The organism is Halobacteriovorax sp. (genome assembly GCF_041587335.1).
Taxonomy (GTDB): domain Bacteria; phylum Bdellovibrionota; class Bacteriovoracia; order Bacteriovoracales; family Bacteriovoracaceae; genus Halobacteriovorax.
This window is the reverse complement of sequence record NZ_JBFGYP010000024.1, coordinates 12393-33791: the sequence shown is the minus strand read 5'-3', so window position 1 is coordinate 33791 and position 21399 is coordinate 12393. Positions and strand designations below refer to the sequence as shown.

At 35.3% G+C, this 21399-nt stretch carries 20 protein-coding genes; 12 read left to right on the top strand and 8 right to left on the bottom strand.

What is annotated here, in order from left to right; all coding sequences use genetic code 11:
* Positions 1 to 47 precede the first annotated feature (47 nt).
* Together ABX784_RS05800 and ABX784_RS05795 are read right to left on the bottom strand one after the other, a co-directional pair.
* Entirely contained in the window at positions 48 to 800 is a 753-nt protein-coding gene (locus ABX784_RS05800) for a hypothetical protein (RefSeq protein WP_372653757.1), read from the bottom strand.
* Between the two features lie 108 nt (positions 801 to 908).
* Positions 909 to 1583, bottom strand: coding sequence for a heparan-alpha-glucosaminide N-acetyltransferase (locus ABX784_RS05795; RefSeq protein WP_372653754.1), 675 nt, complete (start codon positions 1581 to 1583; stop codon positions 909 to 911).
* A 62-nt stretch (positions 1584 to 1645) separates the two neighbouring features.
* On the opposite strand from ABX784_RS05795, the gene ABX784_RS05790 reads away from it, so the two are divergent.
* The gene (locus ABX784_RS05790) at positions 1646 to 4012 is read left to right on the top strand and encodes a penicillin acylase family protein (protein WP_372653751.1); all 2367 of its coding nucleotides are present in this window, start codon (positions 1646 to 1648) and stop codon (positions 4010 to 4012) included.
* Here the strand turns inward: ABX784_RS05790 and ABX784_RS05785 are convergent.
* A complete protein-coding gene (locus ABX784_RS05785; protein WP_372653748.1) occupies positions 3981 to 4598 on the bottom strand; it encodes a hypothetical protein in 618 nt (205 codons plus the stop codon). The two genes, ABX784_RS05790 and ABX784_RS05785, sit on opposite strands and share 32 nt — an antisense overlap.
* 55 nt (positions 4599 to 4653) lie before the next feature.
* Here ABX784_RS05785 and ABX784_RS05780 point away from each other — a divergent pair, with 55 nt between their 5' ends.
* The 4 genes from ABX784_RS05780 to ABX784_RS05765 all read left to right on the top strand — a co-directional run bounded on the left by ABX784_RS05780 (position 4654) and on the right by ABX784_RS05765 (position 7099).
* Positions 4654 to 5322, top strand: a complete 669-nt coding sequence (locus ABX784_RS05780) for a hypothetical protein (protein WP_372653746.1) — start codon at positions 4654 to 4656, stop codon at positions 5320 to 5322.
* A 60-nt stretch (positions 5323 to 5382) separates the two neighbouring features.
* Positions 5383 to 5688 (top strand): cytochrome c, encoded by a 306-nt coding sequence (locus ABX784_RS05775; protein WP_372653744.1) that lies wholly within the window; start codon positions 5383 to 5385, stop codon positions 5686 to 5688.
* Positions 5689 to 5757: 69 nt separating this feature from the next.
* Positions 5758 to 6201 carry a hypothetical protein gene (locus ABX784_RS05770; protein ID WP_372653739.1) on the top strand — a complete coding sequence of 148 codons (444 nt, stop codon included), beginning with the start codon at positions 5758 to 5760 and terminating at the stop codon, positions 6199 to 6201.
* Between the two features lie 670 nt (positions 6202 to 6871).
* Positions 6872 to 7099 (top strand): SWIB/MDM2 domain-containing protein, encoded by a 228-nt coding sequence (locus tag ABX784_RS05765; RefSeq protein ID WP_372653760.1) that lies wholly within the window; start codon positions 6872 to 6874, stop codon positions 7097 to 7099.
* Positions 7100 to 7148: 49 nt separating this feature from the next.
* Here ABX784_RS05765 and ABX784_RS05760 read toward each other — a convergent pair whose 3' ends face one another.
* Together ABX784_RS05760 and ABX784_RS05755 are read right to left on the bottom strand one after the other, a co-directional pair.
* Positions 7149 to 8321, bottom strand: coding sequence for an HmuY family protein (locus ABX784_RS05760; RefSeq protein WP_372653737.1), 1173 nt, complete (start codon positions 8319 to 8321; stop codon positions 7149 to 7151).
* Positions 8322 to 10292, bottom strand: a complete 1971-nt coding sequence (locus ABX784_RS05755) for a TonB-dependent receptor plug domain-containing protein (RefSeq protein WP_372653735.1) — start codon at positions 10290 to 10292, stop codon at positions 8322 to 8324.
* A gap of 138 nt (positions 10293 to 10430) precedes the next feature.
* Here ABX784_RS05755 and ABX784_RS05750 point away from each other — a divergent pair, with 138 nt between their 5' ends.
* The gene (locus ABX784_RS05750; RefSeq protein ID WP_372653733.1) at positions 10431 to 10856 is read left to right on the top strand and encodes a hypothetical protein; all 426 of its coding nucleotides are present in this window, start codon (positions 10431 to 10433) and stop codon (positions 10854 to 10856) included.
* 1 nt (position 10857) lies between these two features.
* On the opposite strand, the gene ABX784_RS05745 is transcribed toward ABX784_RS05750, so the two are convergent.
* Positions 10858 to 12003: a hypothetical protein gene (locus ABX784_RS05745; RefSeq protein ID WP_372653730.1), complete on the bottom strand. Its 1146-nt coding sequence runs from the start codon at positions 12001 to 12003 to the stop codon at positions 10858 to 10860.
* Between the two features lie 36 nt (positions 12004 to 12039).
* The gene (locus ABX784_RS05740) at positions 12040 to 12405 is read right to left on the bottom strand and encodes a response regulator (protein WP_372653728.1); all 366 of its coding nucleotides are present in this window, start codon (positions 12403 to 12405) and stop codon (positions 12040 to 12042) included.
* A 170-nt stretch (positions 12406 to 12575) separates the two neighbouring features.
* Here ABX784_RS05740 and ABX784_RS05735 point away from each other — a divergent pair, with 170 nt between their 5' ends.
* Genes ABX784_RS05735 through ABX784_RS05725 form a run of 3 tightly spaced genes read left to right on the top strand, consistent with a single transcriptional unit; the run spans position 12576 to position 18053 of the window.
* Positions 12576 to 16739: a proline dehydrogenase family protein gene (locus ABX784_RS05735; protein ID WP_372653725.1), complete on the top strand. Its 4164-nt coding sequence runs from the start codon at positions 12576 to 12578 to the stop codon at positions 16737 to 16739.
* Complete coding sequence (gene proC / locus ABX784_RS05730; RefSeq protein ID WP_372653722.1) at positions 16736 to 17530, top strand: pyrroline-5-carboxylate reductase; 795 nt, start codon at positions 16736 to 16738, stop codon at positions 17528 to 17530. The genes ABX784_RS05735 and proC overlap by 4 nt, the downstream gene beginning before the upstream one ends.
* 19 nt (positions 17531 to 17549) lie before the next feature.
* The gene (locus ABX784_RS05725) at positions 17550 to 18053 is read left to right on the top strand and encodes a PaaI family thioesterase (RefSeq protein WP_372653720.1); all 504 of its coding nucleotides are present in this window, start codon (positions 17550 to 17552) and stop codon (positions 18051 to 18053) included.
* Between the two features lie 4 nt (positions 18054 to 18057).
* Here the strand turns inward: ABX784_RS05725 and deoC are convergent, their stop codons facing one another.
* Entirely contained in the window at positions 18058 to 18720 is a 663-nt protein-coding gene (gene deoC, locus ABX784_RS05720; RefSeq protein ID WP_372653718.1) for a deoxyribose-phosphate aldolase, read from the bottom strand.
* 84 nt (positions 18721 to 18804) lie between these two features.
* Between deoC and ABX784_RS05715 the strand changes: the two genes are divergently transcribed.
* The 3 genes from ABX784_RS05715 (at position 18805) to ABX784_RS05705 (ending at position 21336) form a co-directional block, all read left to right on the top strand.
* A complete protein-coding gene (locus tag ABX784_RS05715; protein WP_372653716.1) occupies positions 18805 to 19749 on the top strand; it encodes a sensor histidine kinase in 945 nt (314 codons plus the stop codon).
* A complete protein-coding gene (locus tag ABX784_RS05710; protein WP_372653714.1) occupies positions 19746 to 20462 on the top strand; it encodes a response regulator transcription factor in 717 nt (238 codons plus the stop codon). Before ABX784_RS05715 ends, ABX784_RS05710 begins: the two co-directional genes overlap by 4 nt.
* A 106-nt stretch (positions 20463 to 20568) precedes the next feature.
* Positions 20569 to 21336, top strand: a complete 768-nt coding sequence (locus ABX784_RS05705) for an enoyl-ACP reductase (RefSeq protein WP_372653711.1) — start codon at positions 20569 to 20571, stop codon at positions 21334 to 21336.
* The last annotated feature ends 63 nt before the right edge of the window (positions 21337 to 21399 follow it).

The window sequence follows — 21399 nt, the reverse complement described above, 5'->3', positions numbered from 1 at the left end:
GTTATACCATCATATTGACTGCTCATATTTTTCCTTAAATGATTTCTCTAAAGTTTTAGTAAATCTTTAACTTTTAAAGATCCATTTGTGTACTTTAAAAATGAATTTACCCCAATAAATAGATCATCCTGTCCTTCAGTATGATTAATTAAGTCTTGGTATCCAAAGTCTTCCATTACTATATCTTGATTTTCATCAATAATAATTTCTCTAAGTGCAGGAGAGATACTGTCTAGTTGACCAATGTAGGCGATAGCTAGAACTTCTGCGTAACTAATATTTAAATTAGGGTTTTTAATTAAGTATGAACTTAGAAGTGAGTGAATAGTTTTGTAAACAATAGTGCTATGATGAAGCGCTTTTAATACCATCACTCTATGTCTATCCGAGAACCTTTCAGAAGTTTGTACATTTAGACCAAGGTATAACTTATCACTTGAATGTACTTGCTCACTGTAGAATGAGTCTAGTTGTACATTAGCTTCAATTCTATTATGAAGTTGAGAGTTATCTCTCTTTTCTTTATTGAAGTTATTAGGAAATTCATAACCGATAGAACTTAAGGTTTCATACTTAATCGATACAACAGCTTTTTTATCTAAAAAAAGTTCTTTCGAAGCAAATTTCACAGCAGCTTTTACTGCACTACATGATTGTGCAATATCAAATGATTTTTCTGCCACAATGTATGTTTCGACGATAGTGCCTGCGCACTTCTTTTTAAAAGTCGTCTCAGCTTGTGTGAAAAGAGAGAAGCTTAAGAGAACTAGAAGGCCCGCAGTATAGTGATGAAACTTCATAGTATTTTCCTATGTTAGATGGATAAACATCTGATTCTTATTATTTTATTGAATAGGTTTACACTATTGAACTAGGGCTCGGACAGCACTGTGAAACTCTTACAGGAGCTACTTCTTAAAAATGAGTGAAAAAAGAAATACAAGCCCGTAGAGGATTGGTTGATGGATCATATAGATGGCCAATGAATGTTGCCCCATTTTCTCTAATGGCTTAAAAATTGGGGACTTAAATGGATTGAGCTCATGAAATTTAAAGCTCCAAAGACCAAATCCTAGGAAGATACAGCCAATCCACGGAAATAGTGGAATGTAGTCCATACTTGGGTGAGCTAGAGTGAACCAGGGAATTGTTATTTCAAAAAAGTAGTGAAGCAGAAGCATTATAAGTCCAACAAATGCAGATACTCTTGGAATTCTTATAAATGGAAGTGATACCAATGAAGCTAGTGCTATACAGTGTAGTGTTCCAAAGTAGACCCAATTATGTCTAAACATAAAATATGTGTAGATTGAAATAACTAAAGCACCCAGAGCTATCTTTACCCATCTTGGCCAAAACTTTTTCCAGTTAATGACTTTCCCGTGAACAAGGGGAAGTGAAAGTCCCATTGCTAGTAGAAATAGAAAGACTATGACTCTTGGAAGTTGGAACCAGAAAAAATCTTTATTAAAATTGATATTATTATAGCCAAATACCTTTAAGTCATAAAAAAAATGAAATATGATCATTAGAACAATTGCAAAGCCACGAATTTGATCAATTAAGGGAAACCTTTTTCTCATTAGTAAATTCTACGAGATATTTGTAAATTTTTAAAGTTAATGCCTAAAATAAAGAAGAAAAAATGAAGAAAAGCTTAAAAAGAATTATTTATAGTCTACCGCTCATCTGCGCCATCATCTTAACATCTCTTTTTTACCTCTTAAATAGAACTATTCCTTATGGTGATGGAGTTCTGGAGATGCCTATTCTTACAGATAAAGTTGAAGTGATTAGAGATACTGAAGGGATTCCTCATATAACTGCAAAGAATTCAAATGATGCTTACAAAGTCCTAGGCTACACCATGGCCAGTGAGCGACTTTTTCAAATGGAGATGCTCAGAAGAGTAGGTTCAGGAAGAATTAGTGAATTAGTCGGTAGTAAAGGTATTACTATTGATAAGACCTTTAGAAACTTAGGGCTTAGGCGACATTTTGAGGAAAAAATAAAGAAAGATGGACTCTCTCCAGATATTAAAGAAAAGATGGAGTCATTCTTTGCAGGTGTAAACTATTTTATTGAGAATGAAGACCTTCCAATTGAATTTGTTTTAGGTGGCTTTAAACCAGAGAAGTTTACTGTCTTAGACTCTTATTCTGTTATTGGTTATATGGCCTATTCATTTGCGGCCTTTCTTAGACATGACTTATTAATGGATAAGTTAAAGAGCTCATTAGATGAAGATATGTGGAATGATCTTCAGATTGAGCCCCATAAGAATACCGTGATGACTGCAAGTGTGCATAGAGAACTAAAGAATATCTTTAAAGCCTTTGAGGATGTTAATAATGACTTTGGTGGCTTTGAAGGCTCTAATGCTTGGGCCCTGAGTTCTAAGAAGACAAAGAGTAAGAAAGCAATGCTTGCTTCTGATCCTCATATCGGTTTTTCACTTCCTGGAATTTGGTTTGAAGCGCACTTAAAGGTTGAAGATCCGAGTGGGCCATTTGAAATCTATGGTCACTTTCTTCCGAATATTCCATTTGCTGTTATGGGGCACGACAAACAAAAAGCGTGGGGAATTACTATTTCTTATATGGATGATATGGACTTCTATAAAGAAAAATTCTCAGAATCAGGAAATGAAACTATTTTTGAAGGTAAAGAGATACCTCTTAAAAGGTATTCTGAAGTTATTAAAGTTAGAGGTGGCGAAGATATTCAACTTCCTGTTCACATTAGTCACAATGGTCCAATTCTAGATGGAATTATGGAAGATAAAGGGATTTCTATGAAGTGGACCTACTTCTTAGAGAGTAATAGGCCTATTGAAGGCTTTTACAGAATGGGTCGTTCAACAAACTTGGAAGATTTTAAGAAGGGAGTCTCTTTAGTGGGCTCTCCAGGTTTAAATATTATTTACGCTGATGCCCAAGATAATATTGCAAGATTAAACCTTGGAGCTTATCCAAAAAGAAATGACTTAAGCGATAGTAGAGTTGTATTAGATGGTTCTTCTAAAGACGATGCTTATAATGGTTATTACAAGTTTGAAGAGATGCCTCACAATATAAACCCTGAAAGTGGTTTTGTGGCGTCAGCTAATAATAGACCTATTACTGCTGATGAAAACTTTAGAGGAATGTGGCAGCCAAGAGATCGTTTTATAAATTTATTTTCTAGATTGCTAGCTAAGAATGATTGGTCTCTAGGAGATACAATGCTTCTACAGAATAATGTATTAAATAATGAGAATGAATGGATAAGAGATTTAGTTGTTGCAGATTTAGATATATCTAATTTATCAGAGATTGAAATAAAGGCCTACGAGGAGCTTAAGTCTTGGGACAGACAAACATTTCCAAATAGAGTAGGAGCTTCAATTTATCATCAATTCATGTACCACTTAACAATGAATATATTGGATGAGATGGGAGAAGAGGATAGAAATAAATTTTGTGGTCTATCTGCTAGATGGTACTTCTTAGGCAGAATGCTTAAGAGAGATAGAGCGGCCTGGTGGGATATTAAGGGAACAGATCAGGTTGAAACAAGAAAAGAAGTAATTCTTAAAAGTTTTAAAGATACAGTTACTTTTTTAAATAAAGAGCTAGGAAGTGATATTAATGAGTGGAACTGGGGAAAGCTTCATACAATTGAGTTTAGTCATGCACTTGGTAAGAGTTTTCCATTAAATAAAATTCTGAATCTTGGACCATTTCCTGTGATGGGAGCTTATAATAATATAAATAATTTTAGAAAAGTTGGCTGTAAAGACGGTCATAAAGTGAAGAGTGGCCCAAGCACTAGGAGAATCATTGATTTTTCTAACCCTGAGAAGAGTTATGGGATACTTCCACTTGGAATCTCTGGTCATTACTTAAGTCCATTCTTTAAGAATCAAATGGAGAGATTTCTAACTGGAAAGTATAGGCTTCAAATTATGTCAGACGAATTACTGAAAAAACACTTAAAGACTAGGTTAGAGATTGTCCCTGAGTATAAATAATTAGTGGAGAATTACTCTTTAAGGTAATTTCTCCATCTCCAATATTACTGAGACCAAGACTTGAGAGAGGAAAGAGTTCAGTTTCTTTGTCTAGGGTATATCTAGCTTTACCCTCAATTGTGATTAATGCTTTATCAATAGTGATGACTGAAAATTCTCCGTAGATATTGAGTATATTCTGTCCTTTTGGAAGAATGAGAAAGTTTTTGTCAAATTTTACTATAGAGTCTGTTCTTTTAGAGAAGTTATAGGCCTCTCCAATGTTGATATACTCATGATCTTTTCTTTCTCCTATCATTCCATAAATATAGAGAGTTCTTTTTTTATCTAAAAGCTGGTCTAAAGCGTACGAAAGATCACTCATATCTTTCTTTGTTGGGAGAGTTAGGTCAAGTTTATCGCTGGAGCTATCTCCATCGCCTAGAGAGAATTGCTGTTCTAGGGCCAATTGATGATTGATCCCACCATCAATTACAAGAGTTGGTAGTGAACAGTTGAGTGTAGAGGAGTCAATTGAACAAGGTCCAATGATATTTATTTCTACAGCATTTTGAATAAATCTAGGTAGAGGGTTTGTCTTCATCACTCATTCGTTATAAATATGTGTTAACTATAATTGACTCTAAAATAGGAATATCTAATTGGAAAGGTTTTCAGCTCGCATTCAACAATTTTCTAAATCTACTGATTATGTTGGAAGTAGTGGTAATTCTAGCTTTGAGGTTCGTTTTGGTGACTTAAGAGTGAACTTTAATTTCACTGTTACTAGAGGTGTACTGACCGAGTTACTTTACGAAACAGAGCAAGAGCGTGTTGAAAATGGTATTTACTTCGCCATTTGTAAAATACTTAAAGGCGCAGACCTTCAAAGGATAAAGTCGATCTCTTCTAGGGAAGTTGAGAGCTTTCTTAGAGATCAGAACCATATTCCAGCAATGGGAGAGTCTCCATTTCCTTTTGAAGTAGTGGATACTATTAGAAATCTACTAGTTACATCCATATTTGAATACGAACTTGCAGATGATTTGGATTTTTGGCGAATTGCTAGTGATGCAACTTATGTTGATAAGATTAAGGCCATTTCAGAATTTTTCACTTTAAAAATAAATATGAGTGATTACTTCACACAGGAAAAAGTTGAAATAGAGCTTATTCAGTTAGAGGAGGATACTTTCTTTGTAGAGCTCTCTTCTAGTGTTAATAGTGTGAAGTTGGCTCCTAATTTCCTACCAAAGGAAGCATTATCTGTTATAGAGGGGTTGGTTCGTAGCGTTATTAATAGTGAAAATATAAATTTGGTTGCCGAGTAGCTCCAGAATCGTTAATATTCAATGTATTACATCTTAATTTTTAGTATTTTTGGGAGTGCAATGAAAACATTATTGGCAGTGCTTGCCTTATTCACTTTAGTATCAGCTCAATCTTTTGCAGCAGACGCGGCTAGAGGTCAAACTCTTTATAAAACTTGTATTCAGTGCCATGGAACTAATGGTGAAGGTAATGCAGCTATGAAAGCACCTAGGATTGCCGGACAGTACGATTGGTACATCGTAAGTTCTATTAAGCAATTTAAAGCAGGCGTAGAAAGACAAAACCCAACTATGCTACCATTTATTAAGAAGCTTTCAGATACTGATATTGACGATCTAGCGGCATATATTAGTACATTGAAGTAAAAATAAATCAATTTCGCTATAATAGAGGTTAACGAATAACCTCTATCTTTTTTTAAGCAAAGGATTGCTATGAGTCTCGATTTTGTAAAGGCCAATAATTCAAAAGATATCAAGATGATCTATGATTATAATCTTGATGCATTCTCTGATTCTCCAGGATTTAACTGGAACTTCGATGAAATTAAGAAAGAAGTGAAGGACGGCTGGAATCTCTACGGTGTAGAAGAAAGTGGTGAAATCATCGCTGCGCTTTTCTATAAAATAAAAGAAAATACACTGTATTCTAAAAATACATCAATAAAGCTCTCTCATCAGGGAAGTGGTTTCTCTCATAAGATAAAAGACTTTTTTGAAAAAGAAGCTAAAGAACAAAAGGTAAAACAGATTATTCATTACTGTTCTATCGACAATTTTAGAATGTATTCACTTAATGAGAGTCATGGTTACGTTAAGACTGATAAGCGTCTAGGCGAGAAAGGACAAGTTGTTGAGTGGGTAAAACAAATTAAATAATCTCTAGGCCCTATTCAGGGCCTTTTTTCCCTATGAAAAAAAAGTAATAAAAAGTGAAAAAAACTCAAGTGTTTTTGTATTCTTTCGATTAGACTATTAGATAAGTTAAATTTAGTTTGGATAAATGTCATTTTGTATTCTGGAGGATGTTATGGCAAAGAAGAAAGTAGCAAAAAAAGCGACTAAGAAAGTAGCTAAGAAAGCAACTAAGAAAGCAGCACCTAAAAAAGCAGCTAAGAAAGTAGCTAAAAAAGCAACTAAGAAAAAAGTAGCAAAGAAAGCAACTAAGAAAAAAGTAGCAAAGAAAGCAACTAAGAAAAAAGTTGCTAAGAAAGCAACTAAGAAAAAAGTTGCTAAGAAAGCAACTAAGAAAGTAGCGAAGAAAGCAACTAAGAAAAAAGTAGCGAAGAAAGCAACTAAAAAAGTAGCAAAGAAAGCGACTAAGAAAAAAGTAGCTAAGAAAGCAACTAAGAAAGTAGCAAAGAAAGCAGCTAAAAAAGCAACTAAGAAAGTAGCAAAAAAAGCAGCTAAGAAAGCGACTAAAAAAGTAGCAAAGAAAGCAACTAAGAAAGCAGCTCCTAAAAAAGCGGCTAAGAAAGTAGCTAAGAAAGCAACTAAGAAAGCAGCTCCTAAAAAAGCTAAGACTAAGAGAAAGCCAAATGCAGCATTTATGAAAGCGATGACTCCATCTGCTGAACTTGCGGCCGTTATTGGTGATGCAGCAGTTCCAAGAACTGAAGCAGTTAAGAAAATTTGGGTATATATCAAGAAGCACGATCTTCAAAACCCAAAGAACAAGAGAAACATTCTTGCTGATGAAAAACTAAAAGCAGTTTTCGGAAAGAAAGAAGTTACTATGTTTGAACTTGCTGGAATTCTTGGTAAGCACCTTAGCTAATTAAAATATATATTATAATTAGTAAGGCCTATCTTCGGATAGGCCTTTTTTATTTTAGGCGTCCAGTAGTTCTAGCTGAAATGTCTTCAAAAGAAATTGGGCCAATCGCCCCACTGTGAGTTTCAATTTTCCATCGTCTCGGAGTTCGATTTAAGGCCGTAAATGAGATGTCCACTTTCTCTTTCTCTCTAGAGCAGTGTACCGCTTCTTGTGCATCTAGATTGAGACAAAGTCTTACTAGTCGCTTTTTAGAACTAAAGGGTTCTAAACGCCAAATTCGACGCTCTGGTGAGAACTCTAAATCATCCTTGGATTGATAATATGAGTGAATGACAAATTCTGTCTCTATTTTCTCATCTTCCACAATAGACTCGTTAATCTCTGCCATATTAAACTTAAAATAGCTCTTATGATCACTTGATCTAATCAGCCACCAATTCTCTTCTATAGCTGTATGAAGTCTCTCGTCGACTTCACTTACTTGAAACCAGTCTACTTCATTGATAACTCTCTCTACACCTGGAGGAAGAGAGTAAGGTATATTTCTAAGGTCCATTTCTAGGTCAAAGAAACGTGAACCTCTGTCAGAGAAAGAGACCTCTGCTATCTTTTGGTAATCTACAACTCCACCACTAAAGAATTCAGAGTAAATGAAGAGACTTGCTATCCTTGTTCCCTTATTTCCATACTTACCAGCATTGACTCTGATACTTGTCCCATTGAAGGCCAGGTCCCAGTTTAAGTTATTTTTTGCTTGAGCGTCCGTTAAGTCGTAGACATCTCCAGTTTCTATATTTAAATATCTGTAGATATTGGTCAGAGGGTTGTTAAGACAAGTCTCATAGTTACTATTTGTATAGATATTTCCACAGCCGGCCGCTTTGAATGAATATATCTTCTCGTGATCTCCCTCTTTAGCAACTCTTACAGTGAAGTGTCCAGGGTTAGAGTTTTGGTCATAGTAGTCTAGAATTTGTAATTTATAATAAGATTTATTTGTTCTAAGTGAATAAACTGAGAAAGTAGGCCAGATGATATGGTTATTCTCATCGTATGAGTACCATGGAGTTTCTTCAAATATATCAGAGCTCTTATCTTCAATGTATTGAGAGCGTGCCATTATATAGTCAGTATAGTTCTTTTCTTCAACCTTTTCTGCTAAAGGCTCTACTTTAGCGCATGAGATAATTAGAAGAAATGTGATTATAGATAATACTTTCAATTAAAAATCCTTGAGTTGAATACCTGTGTAGAAATAGCGCCCCAGAGTAGGTCTATCATCATTTAGAGCTACAACTGTATCAATTGTAGGATCTTTTACTGAGTCGAATAGGTTATTAATACCAAAGTAGATATTTATACTTTTACTGTATCTATAGTTAAACTTTGTATCAAAAGATGAATGGCCTTCTGATATCTTTGTATTTTCCTCATTAGTATATTTCTTACCTGTATACCTGAGAGAGTTAATTATACTTAATGACTCACTAGGAGAGAGAGTGTGTTTTAGTTTCCAAGAGTACAGAGGTCTATTTAAGAGTTGAAGGCCTGTTGTTTGGTTAATTGTTTCTGTGTAGGAGTAGTTTAAATTGAACTTATTTAAGTTGTTAGGAGTATAGCTACTTCCAATTTCTACACCTTTTGAATCTACGTTATCGAAGTTCTTATATGAGAATACCTTAGTACTTGTAGAACTCTCTAGTTCTGTTGTTTCTATGAGGTTTGATATCTTGTTATAAAATATATTTCCATGAATGGAGTGCTCTCTATTAAAGTCTAACTTATTTCCAAACTGTATACTTATAGATTTTTCTGGCTCTAAATTATCATTACCCTGAACAATATAGTTTGCTACTGAAGAATGATCCAAAGTGAAGAACCTCTCTTTAATTGATGGAGATCTGTGTCCTGTCCCTAGAGTTAACCAGCTCTTTGATTCAATATTCTCTGATAATTCGTTGAAGTAACTAAAACTTACCTTAGGGGAGAAGTTGTACCCGTAGTTACTGTCATATTGAATTCTTGCTCCGGGTGATATCTCATAGCTATCTTTGAAGTAGTTATCCTGAATATACCCTTGAAGTGACCAAACTTTCTTGTGATCAATGTCACTGTGATCTACTATTATACTTTCAGTTTGTTGCGTTCTTGTCTTTTGATCGACTCGGTCTTCCTTATATAGTAGACCTGCAGTTAGCGCATGATTATCAAAAACTAATCTATCATATATGGATTCAACCCTATATGAATCATAGTTCGTAAGCTTATGAGTCTCTTGGAAAGTTGTTTTAGGATTGTCATTTAGATTTAGGTCATCTCTAATTAGCTCAGCATTTACATACGTCTTAAGAGAGGAGTCTCCACTTTTTAATATATTTTGAAGCTTAATATTGTGAGTAGTTGTTCTCGTTTCGTTGTTAATTTCACCAAATGTACTTGACCCAAATGGCTTTGAAGATGTTGATTTAACATAGTCATTGAAATACATATAGTTTAAAGAAAGCGTATTGTTGCCAAGTTTTTTATCTAGATAGAGAGAGCTATTGAGCTTTGAGTATTTTGGTCCATCTTTAGCATATGTATTCTTATCTAAGTCAAAATCACTTTGGTTTCTAAATGAAGCTGTAAACTTATGTCCATAGCCATTGACTCTATTACTATAGAGTACTTTTGCATTTGCTTGCTTGGCCTCGTTTGACTCTTGGTCCATACCAGAGCTTAGGTCGATGAAGAGTTTTTTCTTATTAAGTGGCTTTTTAGTCACAATATTTATAACTCCGCCAATGGCCTGACTTCCATATAGAGCGGATGCTCCACCTTTAATCACTTCAACTTTTTCAATATTTTCTGTTGAAACCTGAGTCATATCAAAACCAAAAGAAGAGTTCTGTGAAACAGGAGTCCCATCAATCATGACTAGAACACTATTTTCACCAAACCCTTGAATGAGCGCAGTCTTTGCACCACTTCTTCTATCTACTGATATTTCAGAAACACCTGCAATATCAGATATTGATTCAGATAAGTCATTGTAATGAGAGTCCTCTATCTCTTGAGAGCTTAAAACCTCAGTCTTTACAGCAGAATCAATGAGGCCTGATTTTGTATTTAGAGCACCATATATATAAACGGTTTCGTTATCCATTTCTTTGGTTGATGTGGCGCTTTGAGCATGGACATTACTTATGGCCATTAGGGCTAAAACCGTGAAGACTTTTCTTAGGCGTGAATATAAATTTGAACTTTTGTTTGGCATGTGAAACTATTAGCATTGATTAATAGAAACGTAAATTATCATGAAAAAATGATAAGTTTTTAAAGGGATTAATAGATGCATTTATTACTAGCTATTCTCGTTACATTATCTATGAATATGACTTTTGCACAAGACCAAGTCGAAGCGACTCCATTTACTAATATTAAGTTTGGATGGATGCTAGGTAAGGGTGACTATATAGAGGTTCAAAACCCTGATTTCTTTGATGAAGATAAGAGACACTTTCTAATTGAAGTTGAAGGTAAGGGCTATGAAGACATAATCAAAGAGACTAAGGCCATTTATGGTTCAAACTACAAGTGCATGATTGCTGAGCATTTTACTGAGGCGATGAATGCGATAGGTGTGAATGTTACTGATAAGGTTGATTTAAAGCTATATTTATTTAGCTGGGGTCACAAGTTATTTGATATTGAAGACGTTCCTTCTACTGAAGATAATATCTATGAAGTTCAGTATAATTCTACATACTGCGAATAATTTATTTCTTAATTGAGGAATATTGAGTCTTCAGTGGCTGACTAATCCATCTCTTAGACTTTGATGAGCTGTAGAGTTCTTCACAGTGAAGGGTTGGATTTCCTCTTGGGAAGCTTCCTACTCCTTTTAGAAAATTTACACATGTTTTGGCATAGAGGTCTATGTATTCTGGGAAGTTATCTGCAAAGAGCTTTATGACAGCACTTCTTTTTATCGTATCAGTATTAGCAAATACTTCTCCCGGTAAGGGGTCAATACTTTTAAGTATTTTTAGCACACTCATTCTTCTCGAGTAGTTTTCTCCAACTTTCTCTATCAAAGACCAAGCAAGGTTGAAGGTGTCACCTTTTATTGGGTTAGTCAGAATATAGTAAGCAAGAAATGAGTCTTGTTCTACTTGAGAGAGGGACTCCTTGCTAGAAAGTGCTTTAAAGGCAAAGTTTCTCAATGTGAAACTCTTAGAAAAAAGAAGCTCTTTAAGGTCTACTAGAACAGATTGCCAACAAGTTTCTCCTAAGTTGTCATCTATAAATTTCTTTACATACTTTGGGTCTTCAACACTTGATAGGTTCTTTCTTAAGTGGCTTAAGATTGACTTCTTCACAGGTGCTTTTGGACAGTAGAATTCTTGAGAGTTACTCTTAGTAACTTTTTGGTAAAAACTCCAGAACTCTCTATCTGTCGTGAATGTTCTAAGCACATTTACTAGCGACATTGCAAGGTCAGGATTTTGATTACTGGCGTTCCAAAAGTTTAGTAAATCGTTCTTGCAACTAAGTTTATCTTCTCTTTTTTCAAAGCAGTTCTCGAGATAAAATTGAGCAAATCGGTTTCTTTTTATTTGAAAGAATTCATCTTCAAGTAACTCAGGCCAAAGTGCAGCTTTTTCAATGAGTTTAAATGATTTCTTATTGAATATTCTCTTGTTTAAAAGAAAGTCCAGTTGACCTACCGCCATCGTTTGTAACATCTCTTTCCAATGCTTATCTCTTTGAGAGGGACGAATATCATGGGCGTGCAGGAGAAACTCAGTGTAGTTCTTGTTGATTTGAAGTTGTTCTAGGTCTTTGATTGTGTATTTATCCGCACTACTTGCGTAGAGAGAGTAAAAGGAAAATGCAATTACTAGGATAAACTTCTTGGTCATACCTAATTGTAAACAGATGAAGGTATGGAGTCAATTTTAGGCGTTGATTTCGTTTAATAATTTCTCAAGCTCTATTTTTTTATAAGGCTTTTTTAAGTAATAGAAGTTTGGATCTTCTTTAGTAAGTGATTCAATCTCATCAAAGGCCGTACCACTTGTGAGGATACATGGAATATCTTTATCAAACTCTCTCACTTTACTTATAAGGCTTAGTCCAGATAGCTCAGGCATAGTATGATCTGTGATAATCATTTTATAATCTGATTTAGAATTCTCAACAGATTCAAGTGCTAATATTGGATTTGAAAAAAGCTCAACATCATGACCCATATCTTCTACGAAGTCTCCAAGGAGATCAAGTAAACTAGTTTCATCATCTATAAGTAATATTTTATCATTCATTATCAATATCCTCTGTTTAATACTTTAATTGATATATTAGGTTATGGAAATAGGTTTTTTTTTCTGACTACCAGCGTTGCCTCTTTGTTTTTTTTGATAATCAGAGCTAGTCTAGATTATTGAAATACTGTAAAAATAATAGATTAAATTTTTTTAATAATAGGTGATAAATGAACCAGAATAAAATGAATAATTTCAAAGAATATATAGTACCTGATCTTCTTACTTTTTCTCTTTCTGAGTGGAAGGTTATTTTTAACTCTGACTATGAGAAGTCTTTAGTTGTTGATGGAAAGTTAGACTCAGTCGTAACTGAAATTTTAACACCTTTCACTAATCTAAGATTTGGTGACTTTAGACAACAGTTGATTTTAAAGAGCGCTCCTTATTTAGTTGGCTTCTTTTACGATGCAAAAGAAATAAGAATATATTCGCCAATGCTGAGTTACGAGTTCTTTATAATTCCAGAGATAGAAAGAGTTGTAGATTCAAGTACCGTTGAAGAGTTTAAAGCTCACACAGAAATGGCAGCTTCTCTTTCTTCAAGAGACTTTCCTTCAATTCATCAATTAACTACTGTTAAGTACCAATTGCCTGAACTTTTAAATAATAAAGAAATAGATTCAATAGAGGAGAAGTCCTCTGCAATAATTGACGAGCTACTCATTCATTTAAATAAGTATACACCTTCTCTTTTTGAAAGTGTTTCTGACTATGGCCTAGGGCTTACTGCTCAGTTTGCATTATTGAGGATTCACCTTTTAAAATTCTTAGCAATTCTTCCTTCTCTTGATCACGATGAAAAGGGAACAGAAGTTAAGAGAATTCTTCTTGAGGCCCTACGCAGACTACTAAGTGATTCTATGAAAGCAAAAAGACTTTCACTGAAAGGTCAAAATAAGGCTCTACCTAGAAGTTTATTTATTTGGATGAATATTGCATTCTATATCTGTAAGTTCTGTCCTGCTAATCTCCTCGCTCTAGCCGTTAGGTTTAAGGTTCGCTTTATGGCAAAGAGGTTTATTGCCGGAGAAACTATTGAAACTGCTCAAAATGCTTTAAGTACATTATCGAGTACTGGACGAGATGTAACATTAGATCAACTTGGAGAGCTTGTTGTCTCAGAAAAAGAAGCAGATCATTACTGCAATGAAGTTATAAAGCTAATTAAAGGATTTTCACTTCACGTTAAAAAAGGTGAGATGAATGATGCTGGAATTAATAGAGCTCACGTATCGATAAAAGTTTCAGCCCTTTGTTCTGACTTTAAGCCATATGCATTTGACTATACTTATGAGCACGTGTCTCCAAGGTTAAAAAAGATTCTTCTTGCGGCAAAAGAAGAGGACGTATTTATAAATATAGATGCTGAACATTATGATTACAGAGATATAGTTTTCAAAGTTTACAGAAAAGTATTATTAGATACAAAAGAGCTACATGATTACAAGGCTACAGGAATAGTGCTGCAAGCTTATTTAAGAGATGCTTATAAACATCTTCTTGAAATTGTTGATCTATCTAAAGAGCGTGGAATTATAATGCCCATTCGTCTTGTTAAAGGGGCTTACTGGGATGCTGAAACCGTTGAGGCCGATGCCCATTCTTTTGATGCTCCAGAGTTTTTAAATAAAGAAGAGACTGACCTTCTTTTTAGACAGTTAATTATAAAGATGTTTGATCACTATCCACATGTTCAACTATGTCTTGCTTCTCATAACTTTTCTGATCATGCTTTTGCTGAAGCTCTAAGAACTGAAAAGTATCCTGATATACCTGTTATAGAGCATCAGTGCTTACATATGACATATGAAGCCCTATCTACTGCCATGTCTAAGATGAATTGGGTCGTGAGAAACTATGTTCCAATTGGAGCATTGATTGTTGGGATGGCGTACTTGGTCCGAAGAATTATGGAGAACTCATCTCAAGTCGGTGTCCTTACTATTATGCGCTCACATAAGAAAAAGCTTTCGTTAGTAACACCAAAAGACATTCACAAACAAAAGATTGCTGATGGACACTTAGAGAGAGATAAAACACAGACTCACTTACTTGGAGAATTTGCAAATATAACTCCTGTGAGAATCTATTTGGATGAAGAGCGTAAGTGGACAGAGATTGAGCTGGAGAATTTTAAAAGTAAGCTTGGCCATTCATACGAAAATAAGTTTCTAAAAGAAGGTGTAAGACAAGAGATTGTTTCTTCTTCTAATCCAGACCTTAAAGTTGGAGATATTCTTTTTGCTAATGCTGAAGATGCAAATCATGCTGTAAAGGTATGTGACGACAGCTATAATTCTGGAGAGTGGGCCAACGCCGACTGGGTTTATAGAGCTTCAACTTTACTTAGAGCAGCTAATTTAATGTTAGCAAGACGTAATGAACTTGCTGCACTCATTGTTTATGAGGCCGGGAAGTCTATTAATGAAGGACTTGCCGATGTTGATGAAGCAATTGATTTTTTAAATTTCTACGCAAGAGAAGAGTCTAGACTACATTCTTTAAATGATAGAGTAGAGTCTAGGGGAGCTGTTGCTGTAATCTCTCCTTGGAACTTTCCCTTGGCCATCCCTTGTGGAATGGTTGTTAGCTCGCTTGTTGTTGGAAATACAGTAATACTTAAATCTGCAGAACAAACTCCTCTTATCTCTCAGGAGTTAGTAGATATTCTTCATCTTGCTGGAGTTCCTGAGAATGTATTAATTCACCTACCAGGACTTGGTGAAGTTGTTGGAGAGGCCCTTGTTACTAATGAGCGTATTTCAACAATAGTATTCACCGGTTCAAAAGCTGTCGGTACTATGATTGCTAGCAAAGCGCACACTAGAATATATGAAAATAAACTTACAAAGGCATTTTACCCAACGAGAGTCATAACTGAGATGGGTGGGAAGAATGCAATTATCGTTACTGCAAATGCAGAATTAGATGAGACTGTTGCTGGAATTCTTTATTCTTCATTTGGGCATGCAGGACAAAAGTGTTCTGCAGCTTCAAGAATTCTTGTAGACAATAGAGTTAAGGATCGTCTAATTGAGAGATTAGCCGAGGCCTGTATGGATATTGAGGTTGGAGAGGCGTTTAACTTTAAAACTACAATAAACCCAGTTATCTCACTTGAAGACAAGGAAAGATTAATTTCACAAGTTTCTGAGGCCACAAAAGAAGCAAATGAATTTGGTGGTAAAGTTCATGTAAATAGAAGTGCTGAAGATCTACCTGGTTACTGTGTCGGTCCAACTCTAATAGAGCTTCCGTCTTCTAGGGCCCTTAATCCTGATAGTTTTGCGATGAGAGAGCTCTTTGGACCAGTAGTTCATGTTATTGGCTTTAATCATCTAGATCACGCTCTTAAAATCTATAACGGTACTGATTACGCTCTAACTGGTGGTGTATTTAGTCAGTCACAAGATGACATTGATTATTTAACTGCCCATATGGAGTCAGGAAATATATATGTAAATAGAAGTATTACTGGTGCCCGAGTAGCTATTGAGCCATTTGGCGGCTTTAAACTATCTGGAACTGGACCAAATGCTGGTAGTAGATCTTATCTAAGTTATCTTCATAGAAACCCATTAAGAGATTATTCTTCTAACGAAACAAAAATAGAAGATGGAAGTGGATACGAGTTTGATTCATCGAGACCAAGTGGGCTTAGTGGAGATGGACGAGTTCAGAGAATGGATAAAGTTGTTTCTCATGTGATTAGACACTTTGAGCATCTATTTAAAGGTATAAGATCTGAAGAGAAGCAGATTCTAAATACATTTCATAAGTGGTTAAATGTAAATTACGAAAGTTTTTTAAATAGAGAGCATTGGAATAGAAATATACCAGGGCAATTGAGTTTCTGTGACTACACACAAGGTTCTCATAGAGCGATTCTAGTTGCCTATAAAACTCAGCCAGACTTTGAAATTGTATTTGAGTCTATTGTTGCGATTACTTCAGGTTGTGGAATAACTGTAAACTGTAGAAATAATGCTTCATATGATTGGTGGATGGGATTTAGAGACATTCTTGTTGAATACGGAATTTCTAAAGAAAACTTTGATGTCTTCTTTGTAACTGAAGAGCTTTTACAGAAGTCCTTAATGGAGATCGATTTAAATCATATTATAATTGATGGTGAAATTGAAGACGTTGAGCGTGTCGTGAAGTGGAGTTACGCAAACTATAAAGATCATAAGCATATGAGAAATATAATTTCAAAATATGATATGTCCGATATTAATGACTTTAAAAGAATTTGTCGTCAATATGTAAATATTAGATCTTTTGCAGTAAATACAATGAGGCATGGGGCTCCTATGGATGTTGTCCTATGAAGAGTCTTTTAAGTTTTGGCTGTGGAAATATGGCCCAGGCAATTATTGAGGGGATGTATAAAGAAAAGTCTCCTCTAAAGTACGTTCTCTATACGCCTTCAGATACTAAGGCAATAAAGCTTTCTGAAGCAGTTGACGGAGAGCACTTAGGCTCTCTTGATACTATTCCTCGTTGTGATTTTTATATGCTTTCTTGTAAGCCTCAGCAACTAAGTGAGCTCGCCCAGAAGATTAAAGGGAAGTTGAATCCTGACGCAGTTATTATTTCTATATTAGCAGGAACAACTACAGAGGTGATTAAAAAAGAATTATCAGTGAGTAAAGTTCTTCGTGTAATGCCAAATACTCCATCTTTAGTTGGAGCGGGAGTGAACGCTTTTTTCTTTAGTGGTGAAGTGAGTAAAGACGAGAGAGATTTTCTTGTAGAGACGTTTGAAAGATTTTCTAAAGTTTTCTCATTCGAAAAGGAAAGTGAAATTGATGTCATTACAGGCTTTAGTGGATCTGGTCCTGCCTATATCTTTGAGTTCTCTAGAATATTAATTGAAAAAATGATTTCCATGGGAATCGAAAGAGAAGTAGCTACAGAGATGATAAAGTGGACTTTCTATGGATCTAGTAAACTACAATTAGAGAGTTTGGATACAAGTGAAGAGCTAAGAAATAAAGTAACAAGTAAGAAAGGGGTTACTTATGAAGCCCTGGAAGTTTTCAAAAATTCTAATTTTGAAAAAATAGTAGATACTGCTTTAGATGCCGCTTATAATAGGTCTGTAGAATTATCAAAATAAATTAAACGATGGGTTCATTATGAGTGCTTTAACTAAGAATATATTAAATAGAATACCTCCTCAGTACCGTGATACTGCTATGATCCGCATCTTTGGTCTTATGAAAATTCCTTTATTATTTTGGATCAGACCATCAGTTATAGAGATGAGTGATAAGAGATGTGTTGTAAAGATTCCACTTTCTAGACGTACAAAGAACCATTTAAACTCAATGTATTTTGGAGTTCTTGCTGCAGGGGCAGACTGTGCCGGTGGCCTGGCCGCTATGAAACAGATTGAGAACTCTGGAAAGAAAGTTTCTTTGGCCTTTAAGGAGTTTGAAGCTAAGTTTTTCAAAAGAGCAGAGGGAGACACTCATTTTATTTGTGAACAAGGTGAAGAGATTAGCGCTTTTGTAGAAAAAGTAATTGCAAGTGATGAAAGGCACCATATGCCTGTTAAAATTATAGCTAAATGTCCTGATAAGTTAGGAGATGAGATCGTCGCTGAATTCTCATTACTCCTGTCTCTAAAAAGAAAGTAGTGGCCTAGTAGCCGCTACCTTTTTCTCCGTTCATTATTTTTACCCCAGAGCTTGTTCCAAGCCTAGATGCTCCCGCTTCAATCATTTTCTTTGCAGCTTCTATATCTCTAATTCCACCAGAGGCCTTTACAAGAACATTTGACGAAGTAGAATCTTGCATTAGCTTAATATGCTCTAGCGTAGCGCCACTTTCTGAAAATCCAGTTGATGTTTTTACAAACTTTGCTCCAGCTTTCTCACTTAGTTCACAGGCCTTTTGAATTTGTTCATTTGTTAGTAGGCAAGTTTCAAAGATTACTTTTACTAGAGTGTCACCAGAGGCCTGTACTACGGCCCTAATATCTTCTTCAACAAGAGTGAGGTTATTGTCAATAAGAGCTCCAATATTAATTACCATATCGATCTCTGTTGCACCGTCTTTAATTGCAGCAGCAGCCTCGAGGGCCTTTATCTCACTTGTGTTAGCACCAAGTGGGAAACCAATTACTGTGCATACTCCTGTTTCAGTTCCCTTGAGCTCATCTGCAGCAAGCTTAACCCATGTTGGATTTAAGCACACTGTAGCAAATTTATACTGCTTGGCCTCTTGGCAGAGTTCAAGTATTTGCTGCTTCGTAGCATTTGGCTTTAAGAGTGTATGGTCTATATATCTATTTAAATTGTTCACATTTATCTCCTTATTATAAAAGGTACTAGATATTAGAAAAACTTGCAATTGTCTTACTGCAACTACCTTTGTAAGCTTGTGTTTATGAAATCTTTTAAATGGTATTTTCACCCGATATTTATTTTCACTTTCTCTTTAGTGGCCCTAATCACATCACTTTTTGTCTATATAAGGTCCTACTTACAAGTCAGTGATAGTATAAGAGTTTTTGTTGAGAAAAATAAGGTAGATGCTTCTCAGTTTTTACAAACAGATACATGGATTACAATTCTTATTATCTCTATTCTTGTCGCTATTATTTTAGCTGGAACAATTATTATCTTTGTTTACTATCAAAAAATTATTCAACTCTATAGGATGCAGCAAAACTTTATCAATGGGTTCACGCATGAGTTAAAAACTCCAATTGCCTCCATTAGACTTTTCTTAGATACATTCAAAAAGCATGAACTCTCTAGAGAAGATCAGTTAAAGTATATCGATTATATGATTAGAGATGCTGAGCGACTATCTGCCAATGTTGGACAAATTTTAAACCTTGGACGAATAGAGGATAGAAGTTTTAACCTTAATAATTCTAGAGTTGAGGCCTATGACTTAACAAATGACTTTCTTGAAAAGAATCCACATTTGTTTGAGAGTACAGTGATCACCATCAAGAAGATTGATCACGTCGATTACTATTGCACTATTGATATTGCGTTAATGGAGATGGTGATAATGAATATTATGACAAATGCTATTCGTTATAATGACTCTAATAGGCCATCAATAAGAATTGAATTTCGCTCTCTAGGAAAAAAGATGACAATCAGCTTTATAGATAATGGAATGGGAATAAAAAAGAGCGAACTTAGGAATATATTTAAAAAATTCTACCAAATAGGAAAGACTTCAAAGGGGTCAGGACTTGGTCTTTATCTCTCTAGTCAAATTTTGAAACTACAAAAAGGAAGTATTAGTGTTGAGAGTCAGGGAGCCGGTTTAGGTTCGACTTTTATAATCACTCTTCCAAGAGAGTTAGAATGAAAAAGAAAATACTAATAGTTGAGGATGAAAAACATATTGCAGAGGGGCTCAAGCTCAATCTAACCCTACAGGGTTACGATGTGAAGCACGCTGAAAATGGAATTGTGGGTCTACAGCGTTGGAGAGAGTGGGGACCTGATCTTATTCTTTTAGATATTATGATGCCAGGCCTTGATGGAATAAGTGTTCTTGAAGAAATTAGAAAAGATGATCAACGCTTACCAATATTAATCCTCTCAGCTAAAGATGCCACAAGAGATAAAGTCAAAGCTCTTAGTAAAGGTGTAGACGATTATCTAGCGAAGCCATTTGACTTAGATGAACTTCTATTAAGAGTTGATAGACTACTTATACGATCCAACTGGAGCGATGCGGAAGTGAGTTCAAGCCAGGAGGTGGAAACATTTGAAGGAGATTCATATTCTTTTTCAACTACTGAAATCAACTTTGTAAAACTTCAAGCAACTACAAATGGTAAAATCATTCAGCTCACAGAACAGGAAGTTAAACTGCTTCAAGTATTCATCTCTAATAAGGGGGTTCCACTCTCTAGAAAAGAACTGCTAGAAAGTGCTTGGGGCTACGACGGAGAAACTTCAACGCGTACAGTGGACAATTTCATTGTCAGATTCAGAAAATACTTTGAAGAAGACCCAAAGAATCCTGTTATATTTAAGTCACTTAGGTCGGTTGGATACATATTTGAGCCCTAGTCATTTTATTTGTGCAAAGCGACTTTTTTAGTGATTGCACGAGTGAAATTGGCCTAGTAAACTTGTGCGCCAATTACATTAAAATTAATTAATCAAAGGAATAAATATGAATTTACTACAAGGAAAAAAGGCCCTTATCTTAGGTGTTGCAAATGAGAGATCTATTGCATGGGGAATCGCAAGAGCATTAAAAGCTCAAGGTGCTGACATTGGTATGACTTACCTAAATGATGCTCTTAAAAAGAGAGTAGAGCCTCTTTCTGAAGAAATTGGATCTGACTTTTTAACTGAGCTTGATGTAACAAATGATGATCACTACGAGCAGTTAAGAAAGACTGTAGAAGAGAAGTGGGGGAAATTTGATATTCTTATCCACTCATTAGCATTTGCTGATAAAGAAGATCTTAAAAAGAGATTCTCGGATACTTCTAGAGAAGGTTTTAAAATGGCCTGTGATATTTCTGCATTCTCACTGATTGGTCTTTGTAATAGCCTAAGACCTGTTATGAACGAAGGCGCCTCAGTAGTAGCTCTAACATATCATGGATCTGTTAAGGTTCTTAACGGTTACAATGTAATGGGTGTAGCTAAAGCTGCTTTAGAATCAAGTGTTAGATATCTTGCTGATGATTTAGGACCTGAAGGAATTAGAGTTAACTCTATCTCTGCTGGACCAATTAGAACTCTTGCGGCAAGTGGTGTTCCTGGACTAAAAGGCTTCTTAAAGGACGTTGAAGAAAAAGCTCCTATGAGAAGAAATGTTACAACAGAAGATGTTGGTGGTGCAGCAGTATTCTTGTCTAGTTCACTCGGGAATGGAGTAACTGGTGAAATCCTCTATGTTGATAGTGGATTAAACATTATGGGTGCATAGAAATAATCACTATTCTCGGCCATTTCTTTGGCCGAGTATCTAAAGTTTTCCTATATAATTTCC